The 25,073-nt window shown below is 71.5% G+C and carries 18 protein-coding genes; 6 read left to right on the forward strand and 12 right to left on the reverse strand.

The features are described 5' to 3' along the window. Window positions 1–26 precede the first annotated feature (26 nt). The 4 genes from QSK32_RS02755 (at window position 27) to QSK32_RS02770 (ending at window position 6,731) form a co-directional block, all read left to right on the forward strand. Window positions 27–3,317: an AfsR/SARP family transcriptional regulator gene (locus tag QSK32_RS02755; protein WP_285471117.1), complete on the forward strand. Its 3,291-nt coding sequence runs from the start codon at window positions 27–29 to the stop codon at window positions 3,315–3,317. 162 nt (window positions 3,318–3,479) lie between these two features. Next, the gene (locus QSK32_RS02760; RefSeq protein WP_045742927.1) at window positions 3,480–4,445 is read left to right on the forward strand and encodes a daunorubicin resistance protein DrrA family ABC transporter ATP-binding protein; all 966 of its coding nucleotides are present in this window, start codon (window positions 3,480–3,482) and stop codon (window positions 4,443–4,445) included. A 95-nt stretch (window positions 4,446–4,540) separates the two neighbouring features. Further along, entirely contained in the window at window positions 4,541–5,296 is a 756-nt protein-coding gene (locus QSK32_RS02765; protein ID WP_045742985.1) for an ABC transporter permease, read from the forward strand. A 460-nt stretch (window positions 5,297–5,756) separates the two neighbouring features. Beyond that, the gene (locus tag QSK32_RS02770; protein ID WP_052720512.1) at window positions 5,757–6,731 is read left to right on the forward strand and encodes a peptidase associated/transthyretin-like domain-containing protein; all 975 of its coding nucleotides are present in this window, start codon (window positions 5,757–5,759) and stop codon (window positions 6,729–6,731) included. Between the two features lie 154 nt (window positions 6,732–6,885). Here the strand turns inward: QSK32_RS02770 and QSK32_RS02775 are convergent, their stop codons facing one another. The 12 genes from QSK32_RS02775 to QSK32_RS02830 form a co-directional block, all read right to left on the reverse strand. Further along, entirely contained in the window at window positions 6,886–7,032 is a 147-nt protein-coding gene (locus tag QSK32_RS02775) for a hypothetical protein (RefSeq protein ID WP_285471118.1), read from the reverse strand. A 689-nt stretch (window positions 7,033–7,721) separates the two neighbouring features. Then, on the reverse strand, window positions 7,722–11,600 hold the full coding sequence (gene fxsT / locus QSK32_RS02780; RefSeq protein WP_285471119.1) for an FxSxx-COOH system tetratricopeptide repeat protein: 3,879 nt from the start codon (window positions 11,598–11,600) through the stop codon (window positions 7,722–7,724). Further along, on the reverse strand, window positions 11,593–12,720 hold the full coding sequence (locus QSK32_RS02785) for a TIR-like protein FxsC (protein ID WP_045742925.1): 1,128 nt from the start codon (window positions 12,718–12,720) through the stop codon (window positions 11,593–11,595). The genes fxsT and QSK32_RS02785 overlap by 8 nt, the downstream gene beginning before the upstream one ends. Beyond that, window positions 12,717–13,385 (reverse strand): hypothetical protein, encoded by a 669-nt coding sequence (locus QSK32_RS02790; protein ID WP_045742924.1) that lies wholly within the window; start codon window positions 13,383–13,385, stop codon window positions 12,717–12,719. The genes QSK32_RS02785 and QSK32_RS02790 overlap by 4 nt, the downstream gene beginning before the upstream one ends. A 157-nt stretch (window positions 13,386–13,542) precedes the next feature. Beyond that, the gene (locus QSK32_RS02795) at window positions 13,543–15,753 is read right to left on the reverse strand and encodes an FxsB family cyclophane-forming radical SAM/SPASM peptide maturase (RefSeq protein ID WP_285471120.1); all 2,211 of its coding nucleotides are present in this window, start codon (window positions 15,751–15,753) and stop codon (window positions 13,543–13,545) included. 239 nt (window positions 15,754–15,992) lie between these two features. Next, complete coding sequence (locus QSK32_RS02800; RefSeq protein ID WP_285471121.1) at window positions 15,993–17,036, reverse strand: GtrA family protein; 1,044 nt, start codon at window positions 17,034–17,036, stop codon at window positions 15,993–15,995. A gap of 3 nt (window positions 17,037–17,039) precedes the next feature. Continuing rightward, complete coding sequence (locus QSK32_RS02805; protein ID WP_285471122.1) at window positions 17,040–17,963, reverse strand: phosphodiester glycosidase family protein; 924 nt, start codon at window positions 17,961–17,963, stop codon at window positions 17,040–17,042. A gap of 52 nt (window positions 17,964–18,015) precedes the next feature. Further along, a complete protein-coding gene (locus tag QSK32_RS02810) occupies window positions 18,016–18,879 on the reverse strand; it encodes a Sco1979 family transcriptional regulator (RefSeq protein ID WP_045742983.1) in 864 nt (287 codons plus the stop codon). A 32-nt stretch (window positions 18,880–18,911) separates the two neighbouring features. Next, the gene (locus QSK32_RS02815; protein ID WP_045742920.1) at window positions 18,912–19,706 is read right to left on the reverse strand and encodes an SAM-dependent methyltransferase; all 795 of its coding nucleotides are present in this window, start codon (window positions 19,704–19,706) and stop codon (window positions 18,912–18,914) included. Between the two features lie 244 nt (window positions 19,707–19,950). Next, a complete protein-coding gene (locus tag QSK32_RS02820) occupies window positions 19,951–21,738 on the reverse strand; it encodes a carbohydrate-binding domain-containing protein (protein ID WP_285471123.1) in 1,788 nt (595 codons plus the stop codon). A gap of 13 nt (window positions 21,739–21,751) precedes the next feature. After that, complete coding sequence (locus QSK32_RS02825; protein WP_285471124.1) at window positions 21,752–22,504, reverse strand: polyphosphate polymerase domain-containing protein; 753 nt, start codon at window positions 22,502–22,504, stop codon at window positions 21,752–21,754. Beyond that, entirely contained in the window at window positions 22,501–23,076 is a 576-nt protein-coding gene (locus QSK32_RS02830) for a DUF4956 domain-containing protein (protein ID WP_045742917.1), read from the reverse strand. The genes QSK32_RS02825 and QSK32_RS02830 overlap by 4 nt, the downstream gene beginning before the upstream one ends. A gap of 162 nt (window positions 23,077–23,238) precedes the next feature. Between QSK32_RS02830 and QSK32_RS02835 the strand changes: the two genes are divergently transcribed. Together QSK32_RS02835 and QSK32_RS02840 are read left to right on the forward strand one after the other, a co-directional pair. Next, complete coding sequence (locus QSK32_RS02835) at window positions 23,239–24,630, forward strand: ferredoxin reductase family protein (protein WP_045742916.1); 1,392 nt, start codon at window positions 23,239–23,241, stop codon at window positions 24,628–24,630. A 15-nt stretch (window positions 24,631–24,645) separates the two neighbouring features. Further along, window positions 24,646–25,053, forward strand: a complete 408-nt coding sequence (locus tag QSK32_RS02840; protein WP_045742915.1) for an FMN-binding protein — start codon at window positions 24,646–24,648, stop codon at window positions 25,051–25,053. Window positions 25,054–25,073: the final 20 nt, after the last annotated feature.

The raw sequence follows: 25,073 nt of genomic DNA on the forward strand, positions 1-25,073 counted from the left end.
CCGGCGGTTGGGGCAGAATCGGGGACATGCGGTTCGGTGTCCTGGGTCCGGTGCGGGCCGAACACCCCGGCGGCGGGCCGATCCCGCTCGCCGGGCCACGACTGCGGGCGCTGCTGGCGATGCTCCTGCTCGGCGCGGGCCGCCCCCTCACCGCCGACCGGCTGATCGACGGCGTCTGGGGCGAGCAACCGCCGGCCGGTGCGGGCAACGCCCTCCAGTCACAGGTCTCCCGCCTGCGGCAGAACCTGCCGATCCACCGTGATCCGGCCGGCTACCGGCTGGCGATCGCCCCCGACGAGGTCGACGCCCATCGCTTCGCCGCGCTGGCCGCGGAGGGCCGCACGGCTCTCGGCGCCGGCGATCAGGTCCGGGCGGCCCGTCTGCTGCGCGCGGCGGCGGGGCTCTGGCGCGGCGAGGCCCTGGCCGACGTGCGGTCCGCGCCGTTCGCGGCCGCCCAGGTCACCCGCCTCACCGACCTGCGTCTGGACGCCGCGGAGGACCTCGGCGCGGCCCTGCTGCACACCGATCCGGGCGCCGCGATCACCGAGTTGCGCACGGTGGTCGCCGCGCATCCGCTGCGGGAGCGGCCGCGGGCTCTGCTGATGCGCGCGCTGGTCGCCGCGGGCCTCTCTTCGGAGGCTTTTCGGGTGTACGCGGAAAGCCGTCGCGTCCTGGCAGACGAACTCGGGGTGGACCCCGGACCCGCCCTGGCCGAGGCACACGCCGCCCTGTTGCGCCCGTCCATCCCGGCGCCCCGGAGTGCCGATGTCCCACGCCGTCATGCCGTCGCCGGTTCCACCGGCCACACCGGTTCCGCGGGCCGCGCCGATTCCACCGGCCACACCGGTTCCGTGGACGGCAGCGGTTCCGTGGGCGGCGGCGGTGGTTCCGTGGGTGCCGGTTCTGTGGGTGGCGTCGAGGCTGATGTCATGAGTCCGGCGATGAACCGGCCGCCGAGCCCGGTGACCAGTTTCGTCGGACGCGACGACGAACTGAGCCGGATCGCGGCGGCACTGCGAACCGGCCGCCTGGTGACGTTGCACGGTCCGGGCGGCGCGGGCAAGACACGGCTCGCCGGCGAGGCCGCCACCCGGCACCCCGGTCCGGTCTGCTTCGCCGAACTGGCCCCAGCCGGCCCGGCCGACCTGCCCGGCGTCCTGCTCGCCGCGCTCGGCCTACGCGACTCCCGCCTGCACGACACCCCACCGCCGGCCGGAGGTCCGCCGCACCCGCCCAGCGCCCGGGAACGTCTGGTGGCCGCGCTGAGCAGCCGCGATCTGCTCCTGGTGCTGGACAACTGCGAACACGTGATCGACGCGGCCGCCGACCTGGTCGCCGCGCTGCTCGCCGCCGCGCCCGGTCTGCGAGTGCTGGCCACGAGCCGGGAACCGCTCGGCATCACCGGTGAGACGCTCTGCCCCGTCTCCGATCTGCCCCTCACCGCCACCCCGGACGCTCCCGTTCCCCGCGCCAGGGTCCCAGCCGTCACTCACCTCGAAACCGCGATTCCCGGCACCGCTCTTCTTCTCTCCGACGGCGGGCCGGCTTCTCCGGGGGCGGCGGTTCGGTTGTTCGCGGACCGGGCTGCCGACGTCTCCCCGGGCTTCGTGCTCACGGCTGGGAACGTCGAGGTGGTGGGCCGGATCTGCCGGATGCTCGACGGGCTGCCGCTCGCCGTCGAGTTGGCCGCTGCCCGCCTGCATGCGCTGCCGGTCGAGGAGGTGGCCGCGCGGCTCGACGACCGGTTCCGGTTGCTGTCCCGGGGCAGCCGGTCGGCGCAGAGCCGGCACCGCACCCTGGAGGCGGTGGTCTCCTGGAGTTGGGACCTGCTCACCGACGAGGAACGGGTCCTCGCCCGGCGGTTCACCGTCTTCGCCGGTGGCGCGAGCCTGGAAGCCCTCGAACAGGTCTGCGGCAACACCCGGCTCCACGAAACCCTGGAGCACGAAGAGAACGGCGACACCCGGGGCTACAGCGCACGGCGTCATGGCGAGCCGGACGACGGGGTGCTGGAGAGTCTCACCGGGCTGGTGGGGAAGTCGCTGGTGGAGCGGGACGGTGGCCGCTACCGGATGTCGGCGACCATCCGGGCGTACTGTGCGGCGCGCCTGGAGTCGTCCGGGGAACGGGAGCGGATGCGGCGGGCGCACGTGGCGTACTTCGTCGAGCTCGCCGAGACCGCCGGCCCGTGGCTGCGGACCGCTGAGCAGCTCGTCTGGCTGGACCGGCTGGACGCCGACCGGGACAACCTGCACGCCGCGTTGCGGAACTCGTCCGCCGCGGGTGATGCCGGTACCGCGTTGCGCCTGGTCTCGGCACTCTCGTTCTACTGGTGGCTGCGGGGGCTGCGGGCCGAGGCCACCGTGCTGGCCGGGCAGGTACTGCGGGACATCGGGCCGGAGCCGCCTGCGGGATACTTCGAGGCGTACGCCCTCTGCGCTCTTCATGCCGCCCTGGGTGGCGCGGAACGCCCGGACGAACGGTGGACGCGGTATCTCACCGCGTTGACCGCCCCGCCGGAGCAGCCGTTTGCGCTGTACCTGTCCGCGCTGGCGGTAGGCCCGCCGCAGTCCGACCCGGACGAGATGCTCCTCAACGAACGGCTGCTCCTGCCGCTGCGCGAGGACCCGTGGAGTCACGCGCTGGGCGCGGTCGGCAACGGGTACATCCGGCTCTTCTCCGGCGCCGGTCCGGAGACGGCCGCGCCCGACTTCGCCGCGGCCCTGGCCGGGTTCCGGGCGCTCGGCGAACGCTGGGGCACCATGATCGCCCTGTCCGCGACCGCTGATCTGGCCGTCTGGCGTGGCGAGCCGGCCGCCGGGACGGAGATCCTGGACGAGGCATTGCGTCTCGCCACCGAACTCGGTTCCACGGTGGATGTGGCGGACCTGCTGCGCGGGCGGGCCGAGGGGCGGATCGCCGCCGGGGATCTGAGCGGCGCCACCGCCGACCTGGCGCAGGTGGCGGCACTGGCCCGCGAGTGCGGCGCGCTCGAACTGGTCGCGGCGGCCCTGCTCGGGCACGGCACTATCGCGGTGCGCCGTGGCGACCGGGCGGAGGCTGCCCGGTGCTGTCACGAGGCGCTCGCCGCCTGTCCGGAGGGCTGGTACGGCGCCGACGGCACCCGGATGTCGATCCTTCTCACCCTGGGCCGGCTGGCCGAGGAGGAGGGCGACACCACGACGGCCGCTGACCGGTTCCGTGAGGTCTTCACCGTCCGGTCGAGTCTGCAGGGCATCCCGCTGCGGTCGGAGGCGAGCGCCGGACTGGCCCGGCTCGCCCGCAACGCCGCCCCGACCCGCTCCGACATGGGCTGACGGCGTTCGACAGCGCTGAGCGGACTGACGGCGTTGATGGAACCGGTTGACGGCCCGACGACGGACTGCAGAACGGCCGACAAGCTGACGGGCTGACGGGGCTGACGGTGGCCGTCAGCGCGCGGTGCGAGCGCCGTCAGCGGCCCCCGTGACCATCACGGCATGACTGCATACGCCGTCGCAGCCGAAGGGCTGCGCCAACGTTACCGGGGCGGGACGACCGGCCTCGACGACTTCGACCTGCGTGTTCCGGAGGGGACCGTCTACGGGCTGCTCGGCCCGAACGGTGCCGGCAAGACCACCGCCGTCCGGGTGCTCTCCACGCTGCTGCGCTTCGACTCCGGCCGGGCCGAGGTGGCCGGCGCCGACGTCGTCCGCCAGCCCGGCACGGTTCGCGAGCGGATCGCGCTGACCGGCCAGTACGCCGCCGTCGACGAGATCCTCAGCGGGCGGCAGAACCTGATCCTCTTCGCCCGTCTGCACCGGATGGGACCGCGGGAAGCCCAGCGCCGCGCCGACGAACTGCTGGACCGGTTCGCTCTGGTCGAGGCTGCCGGGCGGTCGGCCGGCGAGTACTCCGGCGGGATGCGCCGCCGGCTCGACCTGGCGGCCAGCATGATCCGCCGGCCGGACGTGCTCTTCCTCGACGAGCCGACGACGGGACTGGACCCGCGCAGCCGCAATCAGGTCTGGGACGCCGTCCGCGGGCTGGTCGCGGACGGCACGACCGTGCTGCTCACCACCCAGTATCTCGACGAGGCCGACCAGCTCGCCGCCCGGATCGCGGTGGTGGACAGCGGACGGGTGGTGGCCGAGGGAACCCCCGCGGAGTTGAAGGCCACGATCGGTGCCGATCGGCTGGAGGTGGCCGTCCGGGACGCCGCGCGGCTGGCCGACGCGGTCGCCGTCGTGCAGCGGGTCACCGGCACTGAACCGGATGTCGACCCGGACCGGCGGCGACTCCGCGCGCCGGTGACCGACCGGGTCGACGCGCTGGTCACGACGGTGCGGGCACTGCGGGACGCGGGGATCGCCGTGGATGACGTCGGAGTCTCGCAGCCCACCCTCGACGAGGTGTTCCTGCAGCTCACCGGACACCGTGCGACGACCGGGGAGGAGACCCGATGATCACTGCGAGTCACGGTACGGGTGCTTCCACACGTACCGGAAAAGCGCCTGCAAGGACCGCCCACCGAGGCCGCGCTGTCCCGGACGGCCTGGTGATGACCGGCCGCTATCTGCGGCATGTGCTCCGCGCGCCCGAGGAGCTGGTGATCTATTTCAGCCTGCCGATCATGTTCGTGCTGGTGTTCGGCTATGTCTTCGGCAGCGGGGTGTCGTTGCCGGGCGGAGGCGGGTACCGCGAGTTCCTGCTGCCCGGCGTCTTCGTGATGACCATGTTGTACGGGGTGGGCGCCACCGGGACGGCCATCGCGGTCGACGTGAACCGTGGTGTGGTGGATCGTTTCCGGTCGTTGCCGATGGCGCGCTCGGCACTGCTGGTAGGCCGGATCGCCGCTGACCAGGTCCGTGCGCTGCTGGAGATCTCCGCGCTGGTGGTCTGTGGCCTGCTGGTCGGCTGGTCGGCGCATCGGGGGATCGGCAACGCGCTGCTCGGCATCGGCCTGCTCCTGCTGCTGCGGCTGGCGTTGAGCGCGATCGGCGTGGTCCTGGGGCTGGCCGCACCCAATCCGGACACTGTGGCGACGATCGTCTTCCCGCTGGCGTTCCCGTTGAGTGCGGTCTCCAACGTGTTCGTGGCGCCGGAGTCGATGCCGCAGTGGCTCCGGGTGGTGGCCGAGTGGAATCCGGTGTCGGCGACGGTGACGGCGCTCCGGGACCTGTTCGGCAATCCCGGGCCGATCAGCGGATCGTGGCCGACGGAGCACGCGCTGCTGCTCGCGGTGGTGTGGCCGGTGCTGCTGATCGCGGTGTTCGCGCCGCTCGGGGTGTGGAGGTACCGCCGGCTGGGCGGCTGAATCCGGCGGAGGGTCGCGTTCCGGTCGGGCGGGCATGGCTGAATCCGGCGGAGGGTCGCGTTCCGGTTGCGCGGGCATGGCTGAATCCGGCGGACGGTGCTGCGGGAAGGCGGTCGCGGCAACGACAGCGCCCACCCGCAGCACCGGGGCCGGGACGCTCCGGGCGAAGCGGCCTGGCCGGGACCGCGCTCCGGCCGGTGCGGTCCGATGCCGGCCGCGGCGCGGAGGGGAGGTGCCGCGACCGGGAGGAAGCCCGCCAGTCAGTCTCCACGCCGGGACTGTCCGCGTCGATCCCCGATCGGCCGAACATCGGTGACTATCGGTATTCAATGCATCGGCGCAGCGTTCATCGTCGGCGTCCCGAGACTGGTTTGGACAAATCTCGCAAAACCGCTTTTTATGGCCTTTTTCCTGCGAAGATCGACTTCGGTGAAGTGATCAACATCGGGGGTGAGGCACCATGCGGGACGACGAGACCGGCACGACGCCGGTCATCAGCCGGGACCAGGCGACAGGCCTGCCGGCTAAACGGTGGCCCCCGGCGCCGCCCTCCTCCACCGCGGGTCTGGGCACCGCCCTCGACCCGGACCTGGAACCCGACCTGGAGATCGACCCCGACCCCGGCCTGACCGCCGACCCGGCACCGGACACCATCCAGGAGACCGACCCGGAGATCGACATCGCGCTGGACGCCGTCGCCGACGCGCGCGCGAGCCGAGCCGCCGACCCGGACGCCGCCGACCACGAGGCGACCAGCGCCCGCGTCGCCACCGCCTTCGCCGGGCTGGCCGTCAGCCCGGGCGAGGCCCGCCGCGCGGCGATCCGAGCGGGACGGCCCGCCCACCTGCCCGGACCGATTCGCCGGTACGCCTGCCGCCTCACCCCGGTCCCGCCCGGACCGTCGGAGCCGCTCCCCCTCGAACTGGTCCGCCGCGACATCGCCGGCACCCGCACCGGAGTGCCACTGATGCTGCGGATCCGGGTGGTCGACTCCGCGGACTGCCGGCCGGTCACCGGCGTGGTCCTGGAAGTCCGGCACTGCGACCCGGCAGGCACCCTGGACGAGGAGACGTACCTGCGAGGCGCCCAGGTCACCGACGGCGAAGGGTACGCGGAATTCCGTACCGTGCACCCCGGCTGGCACCCGGGACGGGCCGTGCACGTGCGCTCCGACGTGCACGTGGGCAGCGGATACCTGGCCGGCGGGCGGGCGATCTCCCACACCGGGCGGCTGTACTTCCCGGACATGCTGACTACCGAGGTGGCGGCGCTCCCGCCGTACCGGCACATCGCGACGGCCCGCACCCGCTACGACGAGGACATCAGCCGGGCTACGGGCGGGGTGCTGCACGTGGTGCCCCGCGACCGGTTCGACCTGATGTCCGGCCTGCTGGCCGCCATCACGGTCGCCGTCGACGCCAAGCCGGGCCGCTGACCCGGGCGCGGCCGGCCGTGATGCCGGGCCGCCGTCACCTCCAACCTCCTTGTGCCCGGCCGGTATGAGCAGTCGTTCGTCAGCCGCATGGCATAGGCCGGCAGCCGCAGACGGCGGCCGTGCCGGTTCAGCCATAGACGGCGGCCGTGCCGGTTCAGCCATAGACGGCGGCCGTGCGGGTCCAGCCGTGGACGGCGGCCGTGCGGGTCCAGCCGTAGACGGCGGCCGTACGGGTCCAGCCGCAGATGACGGCCGAGCCGGTCCAGCCGTCGCTGATGGCTGAGTCATGTCTTCTGAACATCCATGGACCACGGCTCAGCCCACCGGGCCGTCATCCATGGTCGATCCGCGAGCCGGATGCAGCCGTGGGCGACGGCTGGCAGGTCTCGGCCGTGGGTGAGGGCTGAGTTTCGCCTCCCGGAGTGCCGTGGGCGACGGCTGAGTTGTCCGGGCCGTCGGTCATGGTTCGCCGGCGGGTTGGGAGCGACCGTGGGTGACGGCTGAGTTGTCCGGGCCGTCGGTCATGGTTCGCTGGCGGGCCGGGAGCGACCGTGGGTGACGGCTGAGTTGTCCGGGCCGTCGGTCATGGTTCGCTGGCGGGCCGGGAGCGACCGTGGGTGACGGCTGAGTTGTCCGGGCCGTCGGTCACGGTTCGCCCGCGAGCCGAGAACGACCGCGGGCGACGGCCGGGTGCCCCGAGCCGTCGCCGATGGCTGATTTCCGCCTTCTCGGACAGCCGTGGTCGACGGCTCAGCCACCTCAGCCGTCAGGCCTGGTCCATCCGCGGATCGACGACGGCCGTGGGCGACGGCCGGGGGCGACAACTGTGGGCGACGGCCGGGGGCGACAACTGTGGGCGACGGCCGGGGGCGACAACTGTGGGCGACGGCCGGGGGCGACAACTGTGGGCGACGGCTGGGGCGAGGCCCGGGGCGACGGCCGGGGATGACGGCTGGCGTGTCACCTGGCCGACGTCCCTGAACCTCACCCCTAGAACGGGTGCGGGTCGAGCACCCGGTGCAGGTAATGGCCGTCCAGGAAGGTCGTCACCGCGGGATGCTTGTCGCCCAGCGTCGCCGTCAACCGCTCCAGCACATCGTCGGCCCCGGTCGGCCGCTCGCCGTTCGCCGCGATCATCAGCACCTGGTTCGCCGTGCACCGCAGGTAGTCCGGGTGGTCGGTGCCCAACACCGTCAGGTGTCGGTTGAGTGAGGCGTCGATCAGCCGGAGCCCTTCGCGGAGGTCTCCCTCCTCAGCGTGCACGATCGCCAGGTTCAGCGCGGCGGCCAGCGAGTACGGGTGATCCGGTCCGAGGATCTTTTCCAGGTCGGTCGCGGCCCGCTTCGCGTATTCCTTCGCCACGGCCAGGTCGCCGCCCACCCGGGCCGTCATCGCCCGGTTGGTGAGGCAGAGCAGCGAGTGCGGGTGGCGGTGGCCGAGTTGTTTGCTGTACGCCTCGTGGACCTCGGCCAGTTCGGTCGTTGCGCTGCGGACCTCCCCGATGGCGAGCAGGCTGAGGGCGCGGCTGAGACGGCAGGCGAGGGTGTCCGGGTTGTCCGGTCCGACCACTTCGTTGAGTTGCTCGTACGCATCCTCCAGCATTCGTGCCGCGCGGTCGGTCTGGCCGTGGCTGCCGACCGACACCGCCAGGTTGGCCCGGGCCGCGAGGGTGCGGTAGTTGTTCGACCCGAAGACCTCCTCGTACTGCCGGGCGATCTGTTCCAGCAGTTCGCTGGAGGTCTTGTAGTCGCCGGCCTCGCGCAGGTCCCGGCCCAGGTTGGTGCCGGTGCCCAGGGTGTTCGGGTGGGTGGGCCCGATGATGTCGCGGCGCCGGTCCCACAGGCCCTGGTCGAGGGCGCGGGCCTCCCGGAAGTTGCCGGCCAGGCGGTGGGTGGTCGCCAGGTTGCTCAGGGCGGTGTGGGTCCGGGTGTAGTCGTCGCCGAAGTGTTCGACCCAGGCGGCGTAGGTCTTCTGGTCGCGTTCCAGCGCTTCCCGGTAGCGCCCGAGGGCACGCAGGTCGCCGCCGAGGCTGCCGGCGGTCATCAGGGTGTGCGGGTGGTTCTCGCCGAGCAGTTCGGTCTGTGCGGCGAGCACCGCCTCGTTCAGTTCCAGGGCCTCGTCGAACTGGGCCGTCGACCGCATGATGATCGCGATGTTGAAGCGCAGGTGCAGCAGTTGCGTGCGCAGGGCGACCACGTCGGCGGGGTTCGTCATCGCGGTCAGCATCGTCTGCCAGCGGTCGGCGATCTGTTCGCCGAGCTGCCGGCCCTCGACCGAGCCGCCGGTGACCCAGATGTAGCGGATCCGGTCGATCATCAGCTGGCGGACCGAGGTGTCGTCGCAGTCGGTCGCGTTGGAGATCTCCAGGTGCGGCCAGAGGACCCGGAACCGGGGCCAGGAGCGCGGGTCGTCGATCTCGTGTTCGGGGCGCAGTTTGGCGAGGACCAGGTGGATCTGGTGCCGGGTGACGCGCAGTTCCTGTTCGCTCATCCGGGAGCGGACCACGTGCTGCAGCAGCCGGTGCACCTGGATCTGCTTGCGGCCGACGTCCAGTTTGAGCAGGGCCAGCCGGTTGATGTGCTGGACCAGCGAACCGCGGTACGCCCGTTCGGTGACCAGCGGGTCGTACTCCCGCAGTTCCTGCGCCAGTTCATCGCTGTAGATCAGGTCCAGGGAGATCTCCGGCGCCAGCACCGAGCAGAGCTGGAGCAGCCGGTACGCGCCCCGGGACCGTTCCCGCAGCAGGTCGAGCGACAGGTTCCACACCTCGTCGACGGTGCTGCCCGGACCCTGGCGTTCGATGGTCTGGAGGTACTCCTGCACCGACAGGCCGGTCTCGGCGAGCATGGCGCCCGCGGCCGCGACGGCGATGGGCAGGTCGCCGAGGACGTCGGCGACCCGGTCGGCCTCCTCCGGGCGGATGGTGTTGATGCGCTGCCGGAGGTGGGCGACACTCTCGCGGCGTTTGAAGACGTCGATCTGCATGGTCTGTGCCCGGTCGCCCCACTGGCTGTTCCGGGAGGTGATCAGGACGTGGCCGGGTCCCTTCGGCACGAAGCTCAGGACTTTCGGGACGTCCTCGGCGTTGTCGAAGACGAGCAGCCAGCGGGCGTGCGGGTCGCCCTGTTCCAGGGCGGCGATCACCGCCTTGGCCTCCTCCTGGACGCCGGACTGCGGCAGCGACAGGTTCAGCCGCCGGCCCAGGTCGGCCAGGATGCTGTCGATGAACTGGGCCTGTTCGGCGTCCACCCACCAGACCACGTCGTACGCGCTGCGGAACCGGTGCGCGTACTCGAGGGCCACCTGGGTCTTGCCGATGCCGCCCATGCCCTGCAGCGCGACCGGCATCTGGGGCACCGGGGTGGGTCCGGAGAGCACCACCGCGGTGCCGCCGCTGAGCTGCGACCGCAGGTCGAGCAGGTCGTCCTCGCGGCCGGTGAACCGGGCGTTGCGGGCCAGCGGGTTGAAGATGGCGGGTTGTTCGCCGGGGAACCGTACCCCGGTGACGAACTGGTCGATGTCCTCCGGCGCGGTGCGCCCGACCAGGCGCAGCACCCGTTCGATCGCGGTCGCGAAGGATTTGCCGCCGATGAAGGCCGAGCAGTTCATCGGGAACGACGACAGGGGCGTCATGTCCTCGACGTAGACGGCGAGCGGTGGCCGCGGATCGCTGAGGTCGCGCTGCACGATGCCGTCCTGGGCGCCCGCGTTGGCGTGCGACAGGATGGTCAGGTGCCGGGCGGTGTCGACCCGGCTCTCCGGCACCGGGTTCTGTGGGCCGCGCACCCGGATGCCGGCGGCGACCAGCAGCCCGCGGATCCATTCCGCCCAGAGCTGGTCCTCCGGCGAGTAGTGCAGGACCACCTCCTCTTCGGCGAATTCGACCCGGCGTACGAAGCGGGACACCACCCGGGTGCGGACGGCGTCGTCCATCGGCGGCAGCGCGGTCACCGCACCGTCGGTGATGTGCTGGGCCAGTTTCTCGTACGCGGCGAGCATGGAGCCGGACTGTCCGGGCCGGTCGCCGAAGGTCGCCAGGATCTCCTCGTAGGCGTAGAAGGCCCGGTAGGGCACCTCCACCTCGTTCCAGTACTGGCTGCGGCCGGACGGGGTCATGTCGGCGGGCAGTTCGGGGAAACGCTGCATGGCGATGCGGAGCCCGGCGTCGGCCCGTTCCTTCTCCGCCGGGTCGACCCGCATCGGGACCGGCAGGATCCGGATGTTGCGTTTGGCGTGCTCCTGCGTGATCTTGGTGGCGACCCTGGCCGCGCCGGTGATGCCCTGTTCGCTCAGGGTGAAGCAGTCGACGAGCACGCTCGGCAGGTCGATCGTGCAGATGTCGGCGACGTCGCTGAGACCGGTCCGGCTGTCGATCAGCGTGTAGTCGTAGTTGGCCTGCATGTCGGCCCGCAGTGCCGCGAAGAACCGGCCGCCGCCACGCCGCTCGTAGAAGTCGTCCCAGTTCATGCCGGTCAGGTTGGCCGCGTAGTCCTGGTTCTGCAGGCCGGCGGAGAGGAAGTCGAGCTGCCCGCCGGCCGGGAACGCCTTCCAGTTCAGCGAGAACGCGTGCTTGTGCACCCGGGCGAAGTCCTCGTGCCAGTCCGGTTCGCGTTCGCCGGGGCGGGTGGTGGCCCACTCGTACGCCCGGATCATGTCGATGACCCCGCCGCTGGTCTCGATCGCCCCGGCGTCCAGGAACGGCTCGAAGAACCGGTGCAGGCCGGGCGACTCCAGGTCCCAGTCGACGGCGAGCACCCGTTTGCCGTTGGCGGCGAGGATCCAGGCGACGTTCGCCAGGGCCATGGTGCGACCGGTTCCGCCCTTGAACGAGTAGAACGTGACCACTTTGCCGTTACGGTGCTCAGCCATCGCTGCTTCTCTCCGATGCGGGTGGTGCGGATCCGTCGCCGTCCAGGCGGGGCCGGGGGTACCCGTCCAGGGCCTGGACGGAAGCCTGTCGCAGGTACTGCCGGCGCGCCTCGCTGACGACCGAGGGCATCATCTGGGCGAACTGTGTCACGTCGTGTGCGGACTTGACCCGCGTCGCGCCGAGTTCCTTCAGCAGGTGGACAACCGGACCCGCCCGGTCGGCCCGATCACCCACCACGACCGGCCGGACCCAGGGGTGGATGCGCCCGCGGAGGGTGGCGAGCCGTCCCTGGCTGACCCGGTGGTCGACCAGCAGGACCGCCGGGGCGGTGTCCATCGCCTTGAGGTCGGCCGGTCGCTCGGCGATCTGGGCGGGCAGGCCGAGGCGCTCGGCGACGTTCGCCGCGTACTCCGCGATCGGCAGGTCGAGGGCCTTGCCGAACGGCTTCCACGGGCCGGCCGGTCCCAGGACGCCGACGACGAACGGTGTGGTGCCCGGCGCCGGTTCCAGCCGCGGGATGTCACCGATCGAGACACTGTGCCCCGGCGGCAGGACGGAGGCCTCGGCGACCTCGACGATCCGCCGCGCCAGCCGGACCAGGATCCGGTGGTACTGCGTGGCGTAGGAGGTGAGCATCAGCAGCGCCCGGAGGCCGTTCTCCGCGTACTCCGGAATGGCGGTGCCCAGGGAGACGGCCCGGGCCAGATCGCGGGGGACCGGCGTCGCACCCGGGCCGAGCAGGGGGATCCACAGCACCGGGACGATGTGTTCCTGCCCCCGCTCCGGCTCGCCGGGGAACGCCCGCTCGACCCGGTCCAGGAACGCGGCGCGTTCCTGCTGGGGCCAGGACTTGTTGAAGTAGCCGGGGGAGTAGAGCGGGACGAAGACGTCGGCGCGGCCCAGCTGCTCGTCGAGCATCGCCTTCCAGTCGGCGCCCGGCCCGGCCTGGTAGTCGACGAACCCGGTGTCCGCGGAGGGCGCCCCGGTCAGGGCGGTGACCTCACGTTTCAGGTCGTCGAAGCAGCGCCGCACCCAGATGTCGGTGTCATCGGTGCCCCGTCTGTCGCTGAGCGGCACGGAATGCGCGTAGCTCAGGAAGAAGGAGACGGCCCGTGTCATGACGTGGCCTCCTCGGCGAAACTGGTGCGCAGTCCCTCGACACCGCCCGGGACGGCCGGCTCCACCCAGTAAAGACTGTGCAGGCGTTGAATGTGGAGGGCCAATCTCCAGACGATCATCTTGTAGACATCGGACTGCCTGGTTTCGATCAGCCCGAACAGGCCGTCGGTGCGGTATCTCTCGCCGTAGTCCGGGTCGGGCAGCCCGGTCGGGGAGAAGACGTTCACCTTGGCGATCAGCGGGGGCAGCTGGTCCCGGAACGGCGTCCACAGCACCGGGACGACGGCGCTCTCCATCACCGGCCCGCTGCCGGCCCGCGGCACCACCCGGCGCCGGGTGAAGAGGTCGAACTCGCGGGCGCACCAGGCGCTCTGGAAGAGATAGCGCTGGGAGAGTAGGGAGATCAGGACCTGGCAGGTCCCCACGGCCCGCAGGACGGTCGGCTCCCACAGCTCGCCGCCGCCGTGGTGGATGTCCAGGAAGCCCGGGTGCTGGCCGACCGGGGAGCCGATCAGCTCGCTGACGTTGGCGGTGAGGTCGTCGAAGAACCGCATCACGTGGGTGGCCGGCTCGCGGGGCGCGGCGACCGGCTGCGGGTGTGCGGGCCGGCCGTAGCTGACGGCGAAGACGGGGGCGCTCGGGTCGTCGGCGATCGCTGCGGCCACCTCGCGCTCCTCTCCGTGTCAGCCGCAAGACACAGTGGATCGCCCGATGATCACGGTGCGTCAAGGGCGAATGTCGAGGGGCTCTGCCTCCGCGGTGAAGCCATGGTAACGCTTCGTGTCCACCCTTTCGACCCGGCTCTCCGCCCGGCCGGGCGGATCAGCGCCAGGAGGCGATCTCGGCGGCTATACCGTCGACGAAGGACTGTCCGAGCGGGGCCAGCGCGCCCGTCCCGCGGAGCGCGTCGATCGCTGCCGTTGTCCGATTTCGATAACTGGCATAAATCTCCGCGGCTGCGGCTCCCGGCCGGTGGCGCCACATGTCCGCCACCGCCAGGTGCGCGTAGATCCCCTGCAGCACCCCCTCGGGCGGCCGCGGATCGGAGCGCCACGCGACGCGTACCGTCGCTTCGATCCTGGGGTCGAGAAGGTCGTGCTCGTCCAGCACGGCGGCCAGTTTGCTGTGCTGGAACTCGTGCACCAGCAACACGGCGAGTGCCTCCGGGTCGTCGGTGGCCGCGATCCCCACCGCGCCGAACGCGTGCCGCGACGTTGCGCTGCGTAGTGTCGCGTCCGCGGCGGGGACCAGCGGGACGATCGCCCGCAACCCGCGGACCAGGCCCTCGACCTGCCCGGGGGCGTCGCGTTTGATCACCTGCCAGGCGCCGGTCAGCGCCCGCGTCCACGACCTGACGTCCTCGGCGCTCAGCGGGGGCGCGGCCGGCCAGTCGTGACAGTCCCGGTACGGGTCGGCGTCCTCGAGCCGGACCACGAGGTCACCGAGGTCGACCACCGGCGCCGGCCGCCACCGCGGATCGCCGTCCTCGAGGCGGGCGGTCCCGCCGTCCCACCGGACCGTCCCGGCACCGGATATCACCGCCCGGTCCGGGGCACCCGGCAACGTCACCGTCCCGAGCGCCGGCAGGTGCACCCGGCCGTCCCGGGGCGTCACCACCACCTCGGCCGGGTCCCCGGCGGTCACCAGCACCGCGGCGGCCAGGTCGGCGAGACGGCCGGCGGACGCGTTCTCCCGCAGGCGGCGGATCGCCCAGACCCGCAGGAACGGATGGGCGACCACCTGGCGTACCGCGTCCGGGAACCGGGTGTCGAGGTCCTCGAGCAGATCCCAGGCGTCCGCGGCGGGACCGTCGTCGCACGAGTCGGCCACCGTGACCAGCAGGGCCCGGACGAACGACTCCTGCGCCACCGACAGCGCCGTCACGGCGTCGCCGCCGGAGAGCCGGCCGACCACCCAGAGCGGAAGGCTGTCCATGGTGACGATGAGCTCCTTCAGGTCGGCGCAGTACACGGACGGGTTGTCGAAGCCGTTCCCGTGCCGGTACCGGTGCGCGTAGAGGCCGCCGCCGCAGCGGGTCACCACCGGGCAGGCGCGGCACGTGGCCGACAGCGCGGTCCGCTGCCGCATCACCGGCAGGCGCAGCAGATCGTCGGCGGAGGCGGTGAACACGGACAGTCCGGTGGCCGCCGCGCCGTCGAAGGTCGTCTTCATCGAGTCCGGCTGCTCCCAGGACCCGTCCGTCTCGATCACCGCGAGGTCGCCCCGGTCCCCGCCGACGGACTCCGTCTCGCTGTCGCCGCCCGCGGCCGTCGCCTCCAGGGAGTCGAACAGCCGGATCGGCACCGGCCGTCCGTCGGCGAGCCAGCGGGTCCGGATCCGGTTCAGCCAGTCCGCGTACGGGGTGGCGGCCCCGGCCGGCCGCGGCGGGGGCGTCTCCCAGGTGGCGTGCGGGAGCAGGAAGTCCAGGCGCGGCGGCTGCTGCTCCAACAGGGCGGTGTACACCGCGTCCGGGTCGTTGGCCACGTCGACGGTGCACAGGATCCCGGCGTACACCGGACGGTAGCGCTCCTGCCGGAGCAGGGAGATGCCGCGGACCGTCGCGTCGAAACTGCCGCCGCCGTGCTGGTACCGCCGGTGCCGGTCGTTGGCCTCGCGCCCGCCGTCGAGCGAGACGCCGACCTTGACGCCGAACGCCAGCAGGATCTCGGCGAGGCGGTCGGTGAGCAGGATCCCGTTGGTCTGCATCCGCCAGTCGATGCGGGTGACGGCGCCGACGACCGAGGCGATCGCGGTGAGCGCCGCCTCCAGCCGGTCCGGCCCGAGAAGCAGCGGCTCCCCGCCGTGCAGGACGATGCCGACGGTGTCGAGCCGGTGCCGTGCCGCGTGGTCGGCGATCCGCTCGGCGGCGCGGCGCACGGTCGCCGGGGTCATGAAGGCCGGGCGGTCACGCCAGGTCTGGTCGGCGTGTTCATAGACGTAACAGTGGTCGCAGGCGAGGTTGCAGAGGCCGTGAACCTTGAGAACGAACTGGCGGACGACCTCAGATGGCGGACTGGAAGCGCGATACGTCAACAGATCGCCGCTCTCGCGTCGGGTCCGGTCCGGGGGCGATCCGCCGCAGGCGCCGTTCGACCTCGGGACGTACGGTCTTCGCCGCGTCACGGCGAAGAGGGACGGATGGCCGGTTGGCGGCGAGTTCTTCCACGGTGCTCAGTTCCACGGTGCTCAGTTCTCCCCGGGCCGGTAGACGGCAGGAACACCCGACCATAGGGGACGGGTAGCCCTGAGCATAGACAATGCTCTACATAAAGTCACCAGGACCGGACTGCCGGTAGTTCGGGGCGTACCGGCGCCGGCCGCTGATAGACGAACGACCGCTGGATCAGGAAACCGGCCAGGAACAGCGTCACCTCGGTGACCAGCTTGGCCACCACCAGCGATCCGAGAAGGTCGCTGAGGCCGCTCAGCAGCAGCACGTTGGCGGTGAGCGAAACCGCGGCCAGAGCGGCGTACCGTGGTGCCGCCCGCCGGTGCGGGACGCTTCCCGACGCGTGGAAGACGGCCCTCCGGTTCACCGTGTAGTTGACCGTGGCGCTGACCAGCCGGGCCAGCACCGCCGACAGCACCACCTGACCGGTCGCCGCGACCAGGACCGCCAGCAGGGCCGCGTCGATCGCGAACGCCAGCAGCGACGAGCCGGCGAACGCCAGCAGCGGCGCGTAGATCCGGGCCGAGTCCTGCAGCGGCCGGAAATGTGACGAACTGTTGCCGTCCAGGTAGACCGTGGCGATCTCCACCTCCTCGATCGGCATCCTCTCCCGGGCCGCGGTCAGCAGCAGGCGCAGCTCGTACTCGAAACGCTCGCCCGGCACCTCGCCCAGCCGCCGCAGCATGGTGGCCGGATAGCCCCGCAGCCCGGTCTGCGTGTCGGTGATCGCGCAGCCGGTGACCAGCAGGAACAGCAGCCGGGTCGTGGCGTTGCCGAACCGGCTGCGGGCCGGCACCCGGCCGGTGAACCGGCGTACCCCGAGCACCATCGGCGCGCCGGTGGCCTCCAGCCGCGCGGCGACCGCCTCGATGTCCTGCGGGCGGTGCTGGCCGTCGCTGTCCGCGCAGACCACGTCGTGCCCGCGATGGTGGGCCTCGATGTGCCCGAAGCCGATCTTCAGGGCGGCGCCCTTGCCCCGGTTGCGCTTGAGCGTGACGATCTCGGCGCCGGCTGCGCGCGCCTCGTCGAAGACTCTCGTGTACGCGGGCCCGCTCCCGTCGTCGACCACGACGACCCGGCGGGCCAGCTGCCGGACGAGGTCGACGAGCCGGTGATCGGGTTGGTACGCGGGGATCAGCACGATCATCGGTCAGCCCGCCACGTAGAGGATGTCGCTGGTGCCGCGTTCCCTGCCCTTGCCGAGCGGGTTGTTGACCAGCCCACCCGAGAAGATCATCGCGGAGGAGCCGCCGCCGTCCAGGTTGTACGCCACCCGCGCCCCGCGGTCGACGAAGATCTTCGCGAACTCCGGCATGGTCACGCCGACGCTGTAACCCTGTGCGCGGCCGTCCACCACCACGAACAGCAGATGGTTCTCGGCGACCAGGCCGATCCCGGTCCGCGGCTGCCGCCCCTGGATCGAGTGGTTGCCGACGTTGGTGTCCACCTCGACGGCGTCGATGCCGTCGATCGCGGCACCGTTCTCGACCAGTCCCGGGCCGAAGGACAGGGTGTTCCACACCCCGGCGGCGAGCAGTTCGTCGGCGGTGGTCGCGGTCTCGTCGTACAGCTTCATCGAACCGTCGGCGTAGAGCGCGAGCCCCTGCCGGGCGCCGCTGTCGCGGAACTTCACCCCGTTGCGGATCACGATGCCGGTGTCCCGGAACCCGTAGTAGTCGCCGTTGATCGCGAGAACCGCGTTCACCGAGGAGGCGATCTCCGACGGGTTGGCGATGATGTTCTCGCCGAACTGGTCGCCGGCGAACGCGGACCGCACGATCGTCGCGTCGGTGACCTGCACGTCCGCGACGAAATAGGTCAGCGAGTCGGTGGAGACCGTCTCGATGGAGATCTTTGCGGTGTCGCTGGTGTACGTGGTGGCGGTCGCCGTGCCGTCGGTGGCGGCCTCGGCGGCGGCCACGTTCTGCGCGGCGATGCTCGACGCGTTGCTGACCTCGACGTGGTCGATCACGTACCGGTCGAGGGCCCAGGCGCTCCCGCCGGCTGCGGCGGCGAGAACGCCCAGACCACCCGCGAGGACGTTGCGGCGGCTGAACTTCCGGGGATTCGTCACATCCCGCAGTCAACCCGCGGATCTTGTGGGTCCTCTGTGACCCGGTTATGTCTTAACCGGAGAGGATCCCCTGGAGGATGTCGGGTGTACGGCTGGGGTGCTCGGCCTCGATGAAGAGCCGCCCGATGGCCGCCGCGTACATGTCGACGTCCTCGCGTTTCTCCAGGTAGAGGCCGCTGGTGAGGTGCTCGATGTAGACCACGTCGGGCAGCTTCTCGTGCGGGAACCGCAGGATGCTGAACGCGCCGCCGGCGGCCGCGTGCCCACCCCGGTCGAACGGCATCACCTGCAGCCGGACGTTCGGCGAGGCGCTGATCTCGAGGAGGTACTCGATCTGTTCGCGCAGCACCGCCCGCCCGCCGATCGGCCGCCGCAGCACCGCCTCGTCCAGCACCGCCCACAACCGGGGCGCGTCCGGCCGTTGCAGGACCTGCTTGCGGGCCATCCGCAGTCTCGCCCGGCGGTCGATCTCGTCCGGGTCGGCGCTGTCATGGCCGAGGCGGATCACGGCACGGGCGTACGCGTCGGTCTGCAGCAGTCCGGGCACGAACTGCACCTCGTAGGTGCGGATCAGCTCGGCCGCCTGCTCCAGGTCCAGGTAGTTCTGGAACCAGGTGTCCAGCACGTCGCCGTACGCGTGCCACCAGCTGGGCGCGTTGGCCTGCCGGGCCAGCCCCACCACCCGCCGGTGCTCGTCCGGGTCGTCGACGCCGTACAGCCGGAGCAGGTCGACGATGTCACGTTCCTTGAAGCTGACCCGGCCCAGCTCCATCCGGCTGATCTTGGATTCGGAGCCGCGGATGCTCCAGCCGGCCTGATCCCGGCTCAGCCCCGCGGCATGGCGCAGGGAGCGCAGATGCGCACCCAGCTGTAACCGGCGCACGGTCGAGCCGCCGCCGTCGTGGTTGTCGGACACCTCGACCTCCCCCGCGGGGGGCTGTATCACGTTCAGGACTTGCGGCCGACCGCGCAGAACTGCGAGATCGCCGCGGCCTCCGCCGCGTCCGGGTCCGGACGCCAGCGGGTCACCGCGACCACACCCGGCTCGATCAGCTCGAGGCCCTCGAACAGGGCCGCGATCCGTTCCGGGCTGCGCAGATGATACTGAGGATTGGCGGAGAGGTTCCAGATGCGGGTGGCCTCCCGGACCTCCTCGTCGGTGTCGCTGCCGTCGTACATCGCCAGGTAGCTGCCGGGGGCGAGCCCGTCCAGCAGCCGGCCGATCAGCGACTTGGCCTCCTCGTCACTCTCCACGTGACCGAGAATGCCCATCAGCAGCAGGGCCACCGGCTGCTCGAGGTCGAGCGTCGCCGCGGCCTCGCGCAGGATCGTCGCCGGGTCGCGCAGATCGGCCCGGACGTAGGCCGTCGATCCCTGCGGGGTGCTGGTGAGCAGGTCTTTCGCGTGCTCCGCCACGTAGGGATCGTAGTCGACGTAGACGATCCGGGCGTCCGGAGCGACCGCCTGGGCGACCTCGTGCGTGTTGTCCGCCGTGGGCAGGCCGGCCCCGACGTCCAGGAACTGCCGGATCCCGGCCTCGCCGGCCAGGTGACGGACGGCCCGGGCCAGGTAGCGGCGCGAGAGACGGGCGTGTTCGGCGAAGTGCGGGAGCGCGGCGGTGATCTGATCGCCGACGGCCCGGTCGACCGGGAGGTTGTCGGTCCCGCCGAGCAGATAGTTCCAGATCCGTGCGGTCTCCGGCGTCTTGTCCAACTCGGAGTGTTCTGGCTCGGGCACGGCCACATCCTCGTGGTGAACGATCGTCTGTTGTGGACGAAGCATACTCGCACCCGATCTCTCGCCCGGGTGGGCCGGGGCGTCCTCCTGTGAGATCTCGTGTCCGAGGTTGAACAGGCGGACAGCGAACGGCCCGCGGAACCGGCATGAGTCCGGTTCCGCGGCCGCTCTGGCGGGGCGACCGCCGGGGGTCTCCGGCGCGGACGGGACGGGGGTTCCCCCGCGACGGCCGGCGATCGCCCCGCACGGATCAGCGGGGCCCGCCGCGCCCGCCGGCCGGCGCCTCGCCCGCGGTCACCGTGGCGACCTCGGTGGCCGAGCCGAGCGTGCCGGACGCGGACAGCCCGCCGGTGCTCGCGCCGTCCGCGGTGCCGCCGCTGTAGACGGAGTACGACGTACCGCTGGTGATCGCCGACGACGAGTAGACGATGTTCTGCATGCTCTTGCCGGTCACGAACGTGGCGACCACGGTGCCGTCGCCGTCGACGATCTGCAGCGTGGTGCCGGCCGCGACGGTGTCGTCCAGCGTCGCGGACAGCCAGCCCTGCTCCGAATCCGTGCCCGGCGCCACCGCCATGCCGGAGCTGCCCGCCGCGACCAGGGTGCCGCCGCTGATGCTGAAGGTGCCGTTCACGTCGAGCGCGCCGTTGCCGTTGCGCTCCGGGCCGTTGACCACCACGGTGCCGCCGGTGATCGTCGCGACGCCGTTGGAGTCCAGGCCGTCGCCCTCGGAGTCGATCACCAGCGTGCCGCCGCCGACCGTGACGGAGAAGTCGCCGACCTGCTCGCCGCCCGGCCCGCCGCCGTTCCCGCCGCTGTCCTCCTCGGCCGAGTCGCTGCCCGCGGCGTTGACCCCGTCGTCGCTGGACACCACGCTCGCGGCGCCCGAGTTGAGCACGATGTGCGCGCCCTCCAGCCCCTCGACGGCCGAGGTGACCTCGACCGTGCTCTCGTCGATGATCAGCTGGCCCTCGGCGTGCACGCCGTCGTCGCCGCTGGCCACGGTGACCGTCGCGCCGTTGAAGTGCACCGCCCCGTCGCTGTGCACGGCGTCGTCGGACGAGTCGGCGGTGATCGTGCCGCCCTCCAGGACGGTGAGCACGCCGGACTTGAGGCCCTTGGCCGAGACGTCCTCGCCGGGCGCGGTGCCGTGGCCGCCGCCGGAGACCACCGCGACGGTGCCACCGGTGACCACCAGGTCGGTGGCCGCGTCGATGCCGTCGCCGGCCGACGTGACGGTCAGCGTGCCGGCGGTGACCGACACGTACCCGGCGTCGGTGTCCTCGTCGTTGTCGGCCTTCACCCCGTCGCCGCCGGCGGTCACCGTGATCGTGCCGCCGTCGACGACCACGTAGTCCTTGCCGCGCAGGCCGTCGTCCTTCGCCGACACGGTGACCGTGCCGGACGCGACGAGCAGGCCGTCCTTGCTCGCGATGCCGTCGTTGCCGTTGCCGGTCACGGCCAGTGTGCCGCCCCCGGTGATCGACAGGTCGCCCGCGCTGAACAGGGCGGCGTTGACGTCGGCGCCCTCGGCGTACGACGAAGTGTCGGAAAGGGTGTTGGTGGTGCCGTCGGCGAGCTGCACCACGAGCTGATCCACCTCGGTGGCGGCGATCGCGGCGGAGGTGGAACTGGTGATGTCCGCGCCGTCCAGGATCAGCACCACGGTGGCGTCCGCGGCGTTCACCACGATCTGGCCGTCGGTGAGCGTCCCGCTGATCCGGTACGTGCCGGCCGCGGTGATCGTGACGGTCGACCCGTCCACGGTGACGCCCTCGGCGGACGAGGTGGCGGAGGTGCCGCTCAGCGTGATGTCCGCGGCGGTCCCGGCTTCGGCAGTGGTGTGCGCCGACTTGTCGGCAGCCAGGACGGTTGCGGCGTCCTGGGTGCCGTCCACGGTCGACGCGTCGACGGTGGTGACCGCGGCGGTCTCGGCGGCGGCGGTGCTGTCGGTACTGCTCGACGAGCACCCGGCGATCAGGGCGGCGGCGAGGACGGCGGAGCTGACGGCGGCGATCAGTCTCTTACGGAGGCGCATCGGGAGCTTCCTTCTAGAACGAGAAGTGGCGGCGAAGGACCGGGTGCCACTTGTTGGCGGGCAGTTCGGGACGCAGAGCGGCGAGACCGGTGGCGTACTTGGAGATCGAGCAGGGCCGGTGATGCAGGGACCAGAGCAGCCGGTCGACGTCGGACGCGGCCCGGGCCGACTTGGTCTCGACGATCACCGAGTCCGGCATCCGGGCGACCCGGCCGTCCGGCAGTTGCCAGGTCAGGTCGGTGTCGACGGTGACCCGGCTGCCGGTGGAGGGGACGAAGAGCGTGGTCCGGCGGTAGAACGTGGCCATCACCGGGCGGAACTCGTACCCGGCCGGGGCCAGGCCCGCCTCGGTCAGCACGGAGTCCGCGTGGGCACGGCCCTCCGGGCCGAGGGTGCGGCCGTCCCCGGCGTACGGGATCCGCTCCTTGGCCGTCATCCCGCGCGCCGCCCGGGTCTTCACCTCCACGAAGTGCGCGCCGGTGTCGAGGTAGCTGCGGATCCGGATCTTGAAGCGGCGCCGCCGTCCGTGCGCGGCCGCCAGGTAACTGTCCAGCGCCGGGGTGTCGAAGTAGATCGAGCGGTAGCCGAAACTCTGCTCGGCGCCGATCCGCAGGACCCGGACGTCGTGCGGCATCCGGTCCAGCAGCATGGGCAGTTCCGTGGCGGGCAGCAGGTACTTGCGGTCCAGCCGGGTCAGCAGCTCGGCCTCGCCGACCAGCTCGTCCAGCGAGATCGGCCGGAACCGGCGGATGGCGGTGGCGATCATCCGACGCTCACCCGCTCGCGGACGCCGACCGGGGCGAGGTAGCGGACGTCGACCAGGGAACTGTCGTTCACCAGGTCGATCTGCTTCACCACGATGCTCGTCACCTGGCCGCCGAGCAGGCTCTCCAGGTGGGCGCGCAGCGCGGTCTCGTCGGTGAACGCGACGTCCAGCCGGATCTGCTGGCTGCGGTGGCGGCGCAGCAGCGACGGGTGGTCGCCGACGAACAGCGCCGCGATGACCAGCAGCATCAGGCTGCCGGTGAGCACGGTCGGCGCGCCACCGAGCCCGGCGATCAGGCCGAGGGCGAGCGCCGCGAAGTAGTAGGCGATCTCGTGCTGGGCGATCTCGTCGGAGCGCAGCCGGATGATCGACAGCACGCCGAAGAGACCGAGGCCGAGACCCGCGCCGACCGTCGTGGAGTCGGCCAGCACGATCGTCACCGCCAGGACACCGACGTTGATGCCCAGGAAAGCCGCGACGAGATCCCGCCGGCGGTGCCGCGGGAAATAGACGCCGAACGTCAACAGGGCGATCGCGACGAGGTCGGCCGCAACGGCGAGCAATGTGGTCACAGGATTTCCTTCAGCCGGAATTCATCAGGTGTTCCCATTGGGACCGATGATCCTGTCGGAATCCTGTGAAAGCTCTATGGCAACGGCCTGATCGGCGTTCTCTTAGAAAACGTTTAATGTCATCAGGCCCCGCTCTTAGGAGCCGCGGTCAGTTTTGGTGACATGACCGCCACCGCCGTGACCGCACTGCACCGCAAGCCCCGGGACACCCCACGCTGGTGGGCCGACGCCGGTGGGGTGATCGCCGGCCTGAGCCTGCTCGTCGTCACCGCCCTGTGGGTGAGCAACGGCGGGCTGTCGGACATCGCGGCCGGCGGCGCCGAGACGATCACCGCGATCGGCCGGCTCACCGGCCTGTACGCCTCCGACCTGCTCCTGCTGCAGGTCCTGCTGATGTCGCGGATCCCGTTCGTGGAGAAGGCCTTCGGCCAGGACAAGCTCGCCCGCTGGCACCGGATGACCGGTTTCACGTCGTTCTGGCTGATGCTGACCCACATCATCACGATCACCATCGGGTACGCGTACGGCACCACGAACGTGATCACCCAGTTCGTCGACCTGGTCCTCACCTACCCCGGCATGCTGCTCGCCGCGGCCGGCACGGTGCTGCTCCTGCTCGTCGTCGTCACGTCCGTCCGGGCCGCCCGCCGCAGACTGCGCTACGAGTCGTGGCACCTGCTGCACCTGTACGCGTACCTCGGTGTCGGACTGGCCCTGCCGCACCAGATCTGGACCGGCGAATCCTTCACCGGCTCGGCGGCCGCCCGCACGTACTGGTGGACGCTGTACGCGGTGTCGGCGGGTGCCGTCGTCGCGTACCGTCTGATCCTGCCGTTGATCCGTAACCGCAGGCACCGCCTGACGGTGAGCCGTGTGGTTCCGGAAGGACCGGGTCTGACCTCGGTGTATCTCACCGGTGAGCGTCTCGCCGAGATGCCCGCCCGGGCCGGGCAGTTCTTCCACTGGCGGTTCCTGGACGGCCCCGGCTGGACCCGCGCCAACCCGTTCTCGCTCTCGGCCACCCCCGACCGGGACGCCCTGCGGATCACCGTGAAGAGCCAGGGCGACGGCAGCAGCCGGATCGCCGCCCTCCAGCCCGGCACCAAGGTGATCTTCGAGGGGCCGTTCGGCAAGCTGACCGGCGAGAGCTACACCGGCGGCCCGGTGGTCATGATGGCCTGCGGCATCGGCATCACCCCGCTGCTGTCCCTGCTCGGCGAACTGCCCTACCACGCCGGCGAGGCCACCCTGATCTACCGGGCCCGCACCGAGGACGACCTGGCCTTCCGCGACGAACTGGAACGGCTCGCCGCCCAGCGCGGCCTGCGGATCGTGCCGCTGGTCGGCCCGCGCCCCACCGGACGCTCCTCCTGGCTGCCCGCCGCGGTCGCCGACCACGGCGACGCCGAGGCGCTTGCCCAGTGCGCCCCGCAGATCGCCGCCGCGCACGTCTACATCTGCGGCCCCGAGGCCTGGGCCGCCGCCGCCCGCACCGCCGCGATCGAGGCCGGCGTCCGGCCCAAGCGCGTGCACACCGAGCTGTTCTCCTGGTAAGGAAGGTCCCCCGACATGCGACGCGTCTCCCTCTGGATGCTCTCCACCGTGGCCGCGCTGGTGCTGCTCTTCAGCTACCGCACCAGCACCGGAACCTCCGCGGTCACCGCTTCGTCCACCGTCGCCTCCTCCGGCGCTGCGGACGGCGACACCTACACCGGTGACACCGTGCAGACCCAGGAAGGCGACATCCAGGTCGTCATCACCGTCGCCGACGGCAAGATCACCTCGGTGTCGGTGCCGGTCTACCCCAGCGGCAGCGCCCGCCACGAACAGATCAGCGGCAGCGCCGTCCCCACCCTCGTCGAGGAGACCCTCGCGGCGCAGAGCGCGGACATCGACTCGGTGTCCGGCGCCACCTACACCAGCGAGGGCTACAAGGAGTCGTTGCAGACCGCACTCGACGACGCCCAGCTGACATGACACCCTGACCGCCCTGGCAG

It is taken from the genome of Actinoplanes sp. NBRC 101535 (assembly GCF_030269225.1).
GTDB classification, from domain to species: domain Bacteria; phylum Actinomycetota; class Actinomycetes; order Mycobacteriales; family Micromonosporaceae; genus Actinoplanes; species Actinoplanes rectilineatus.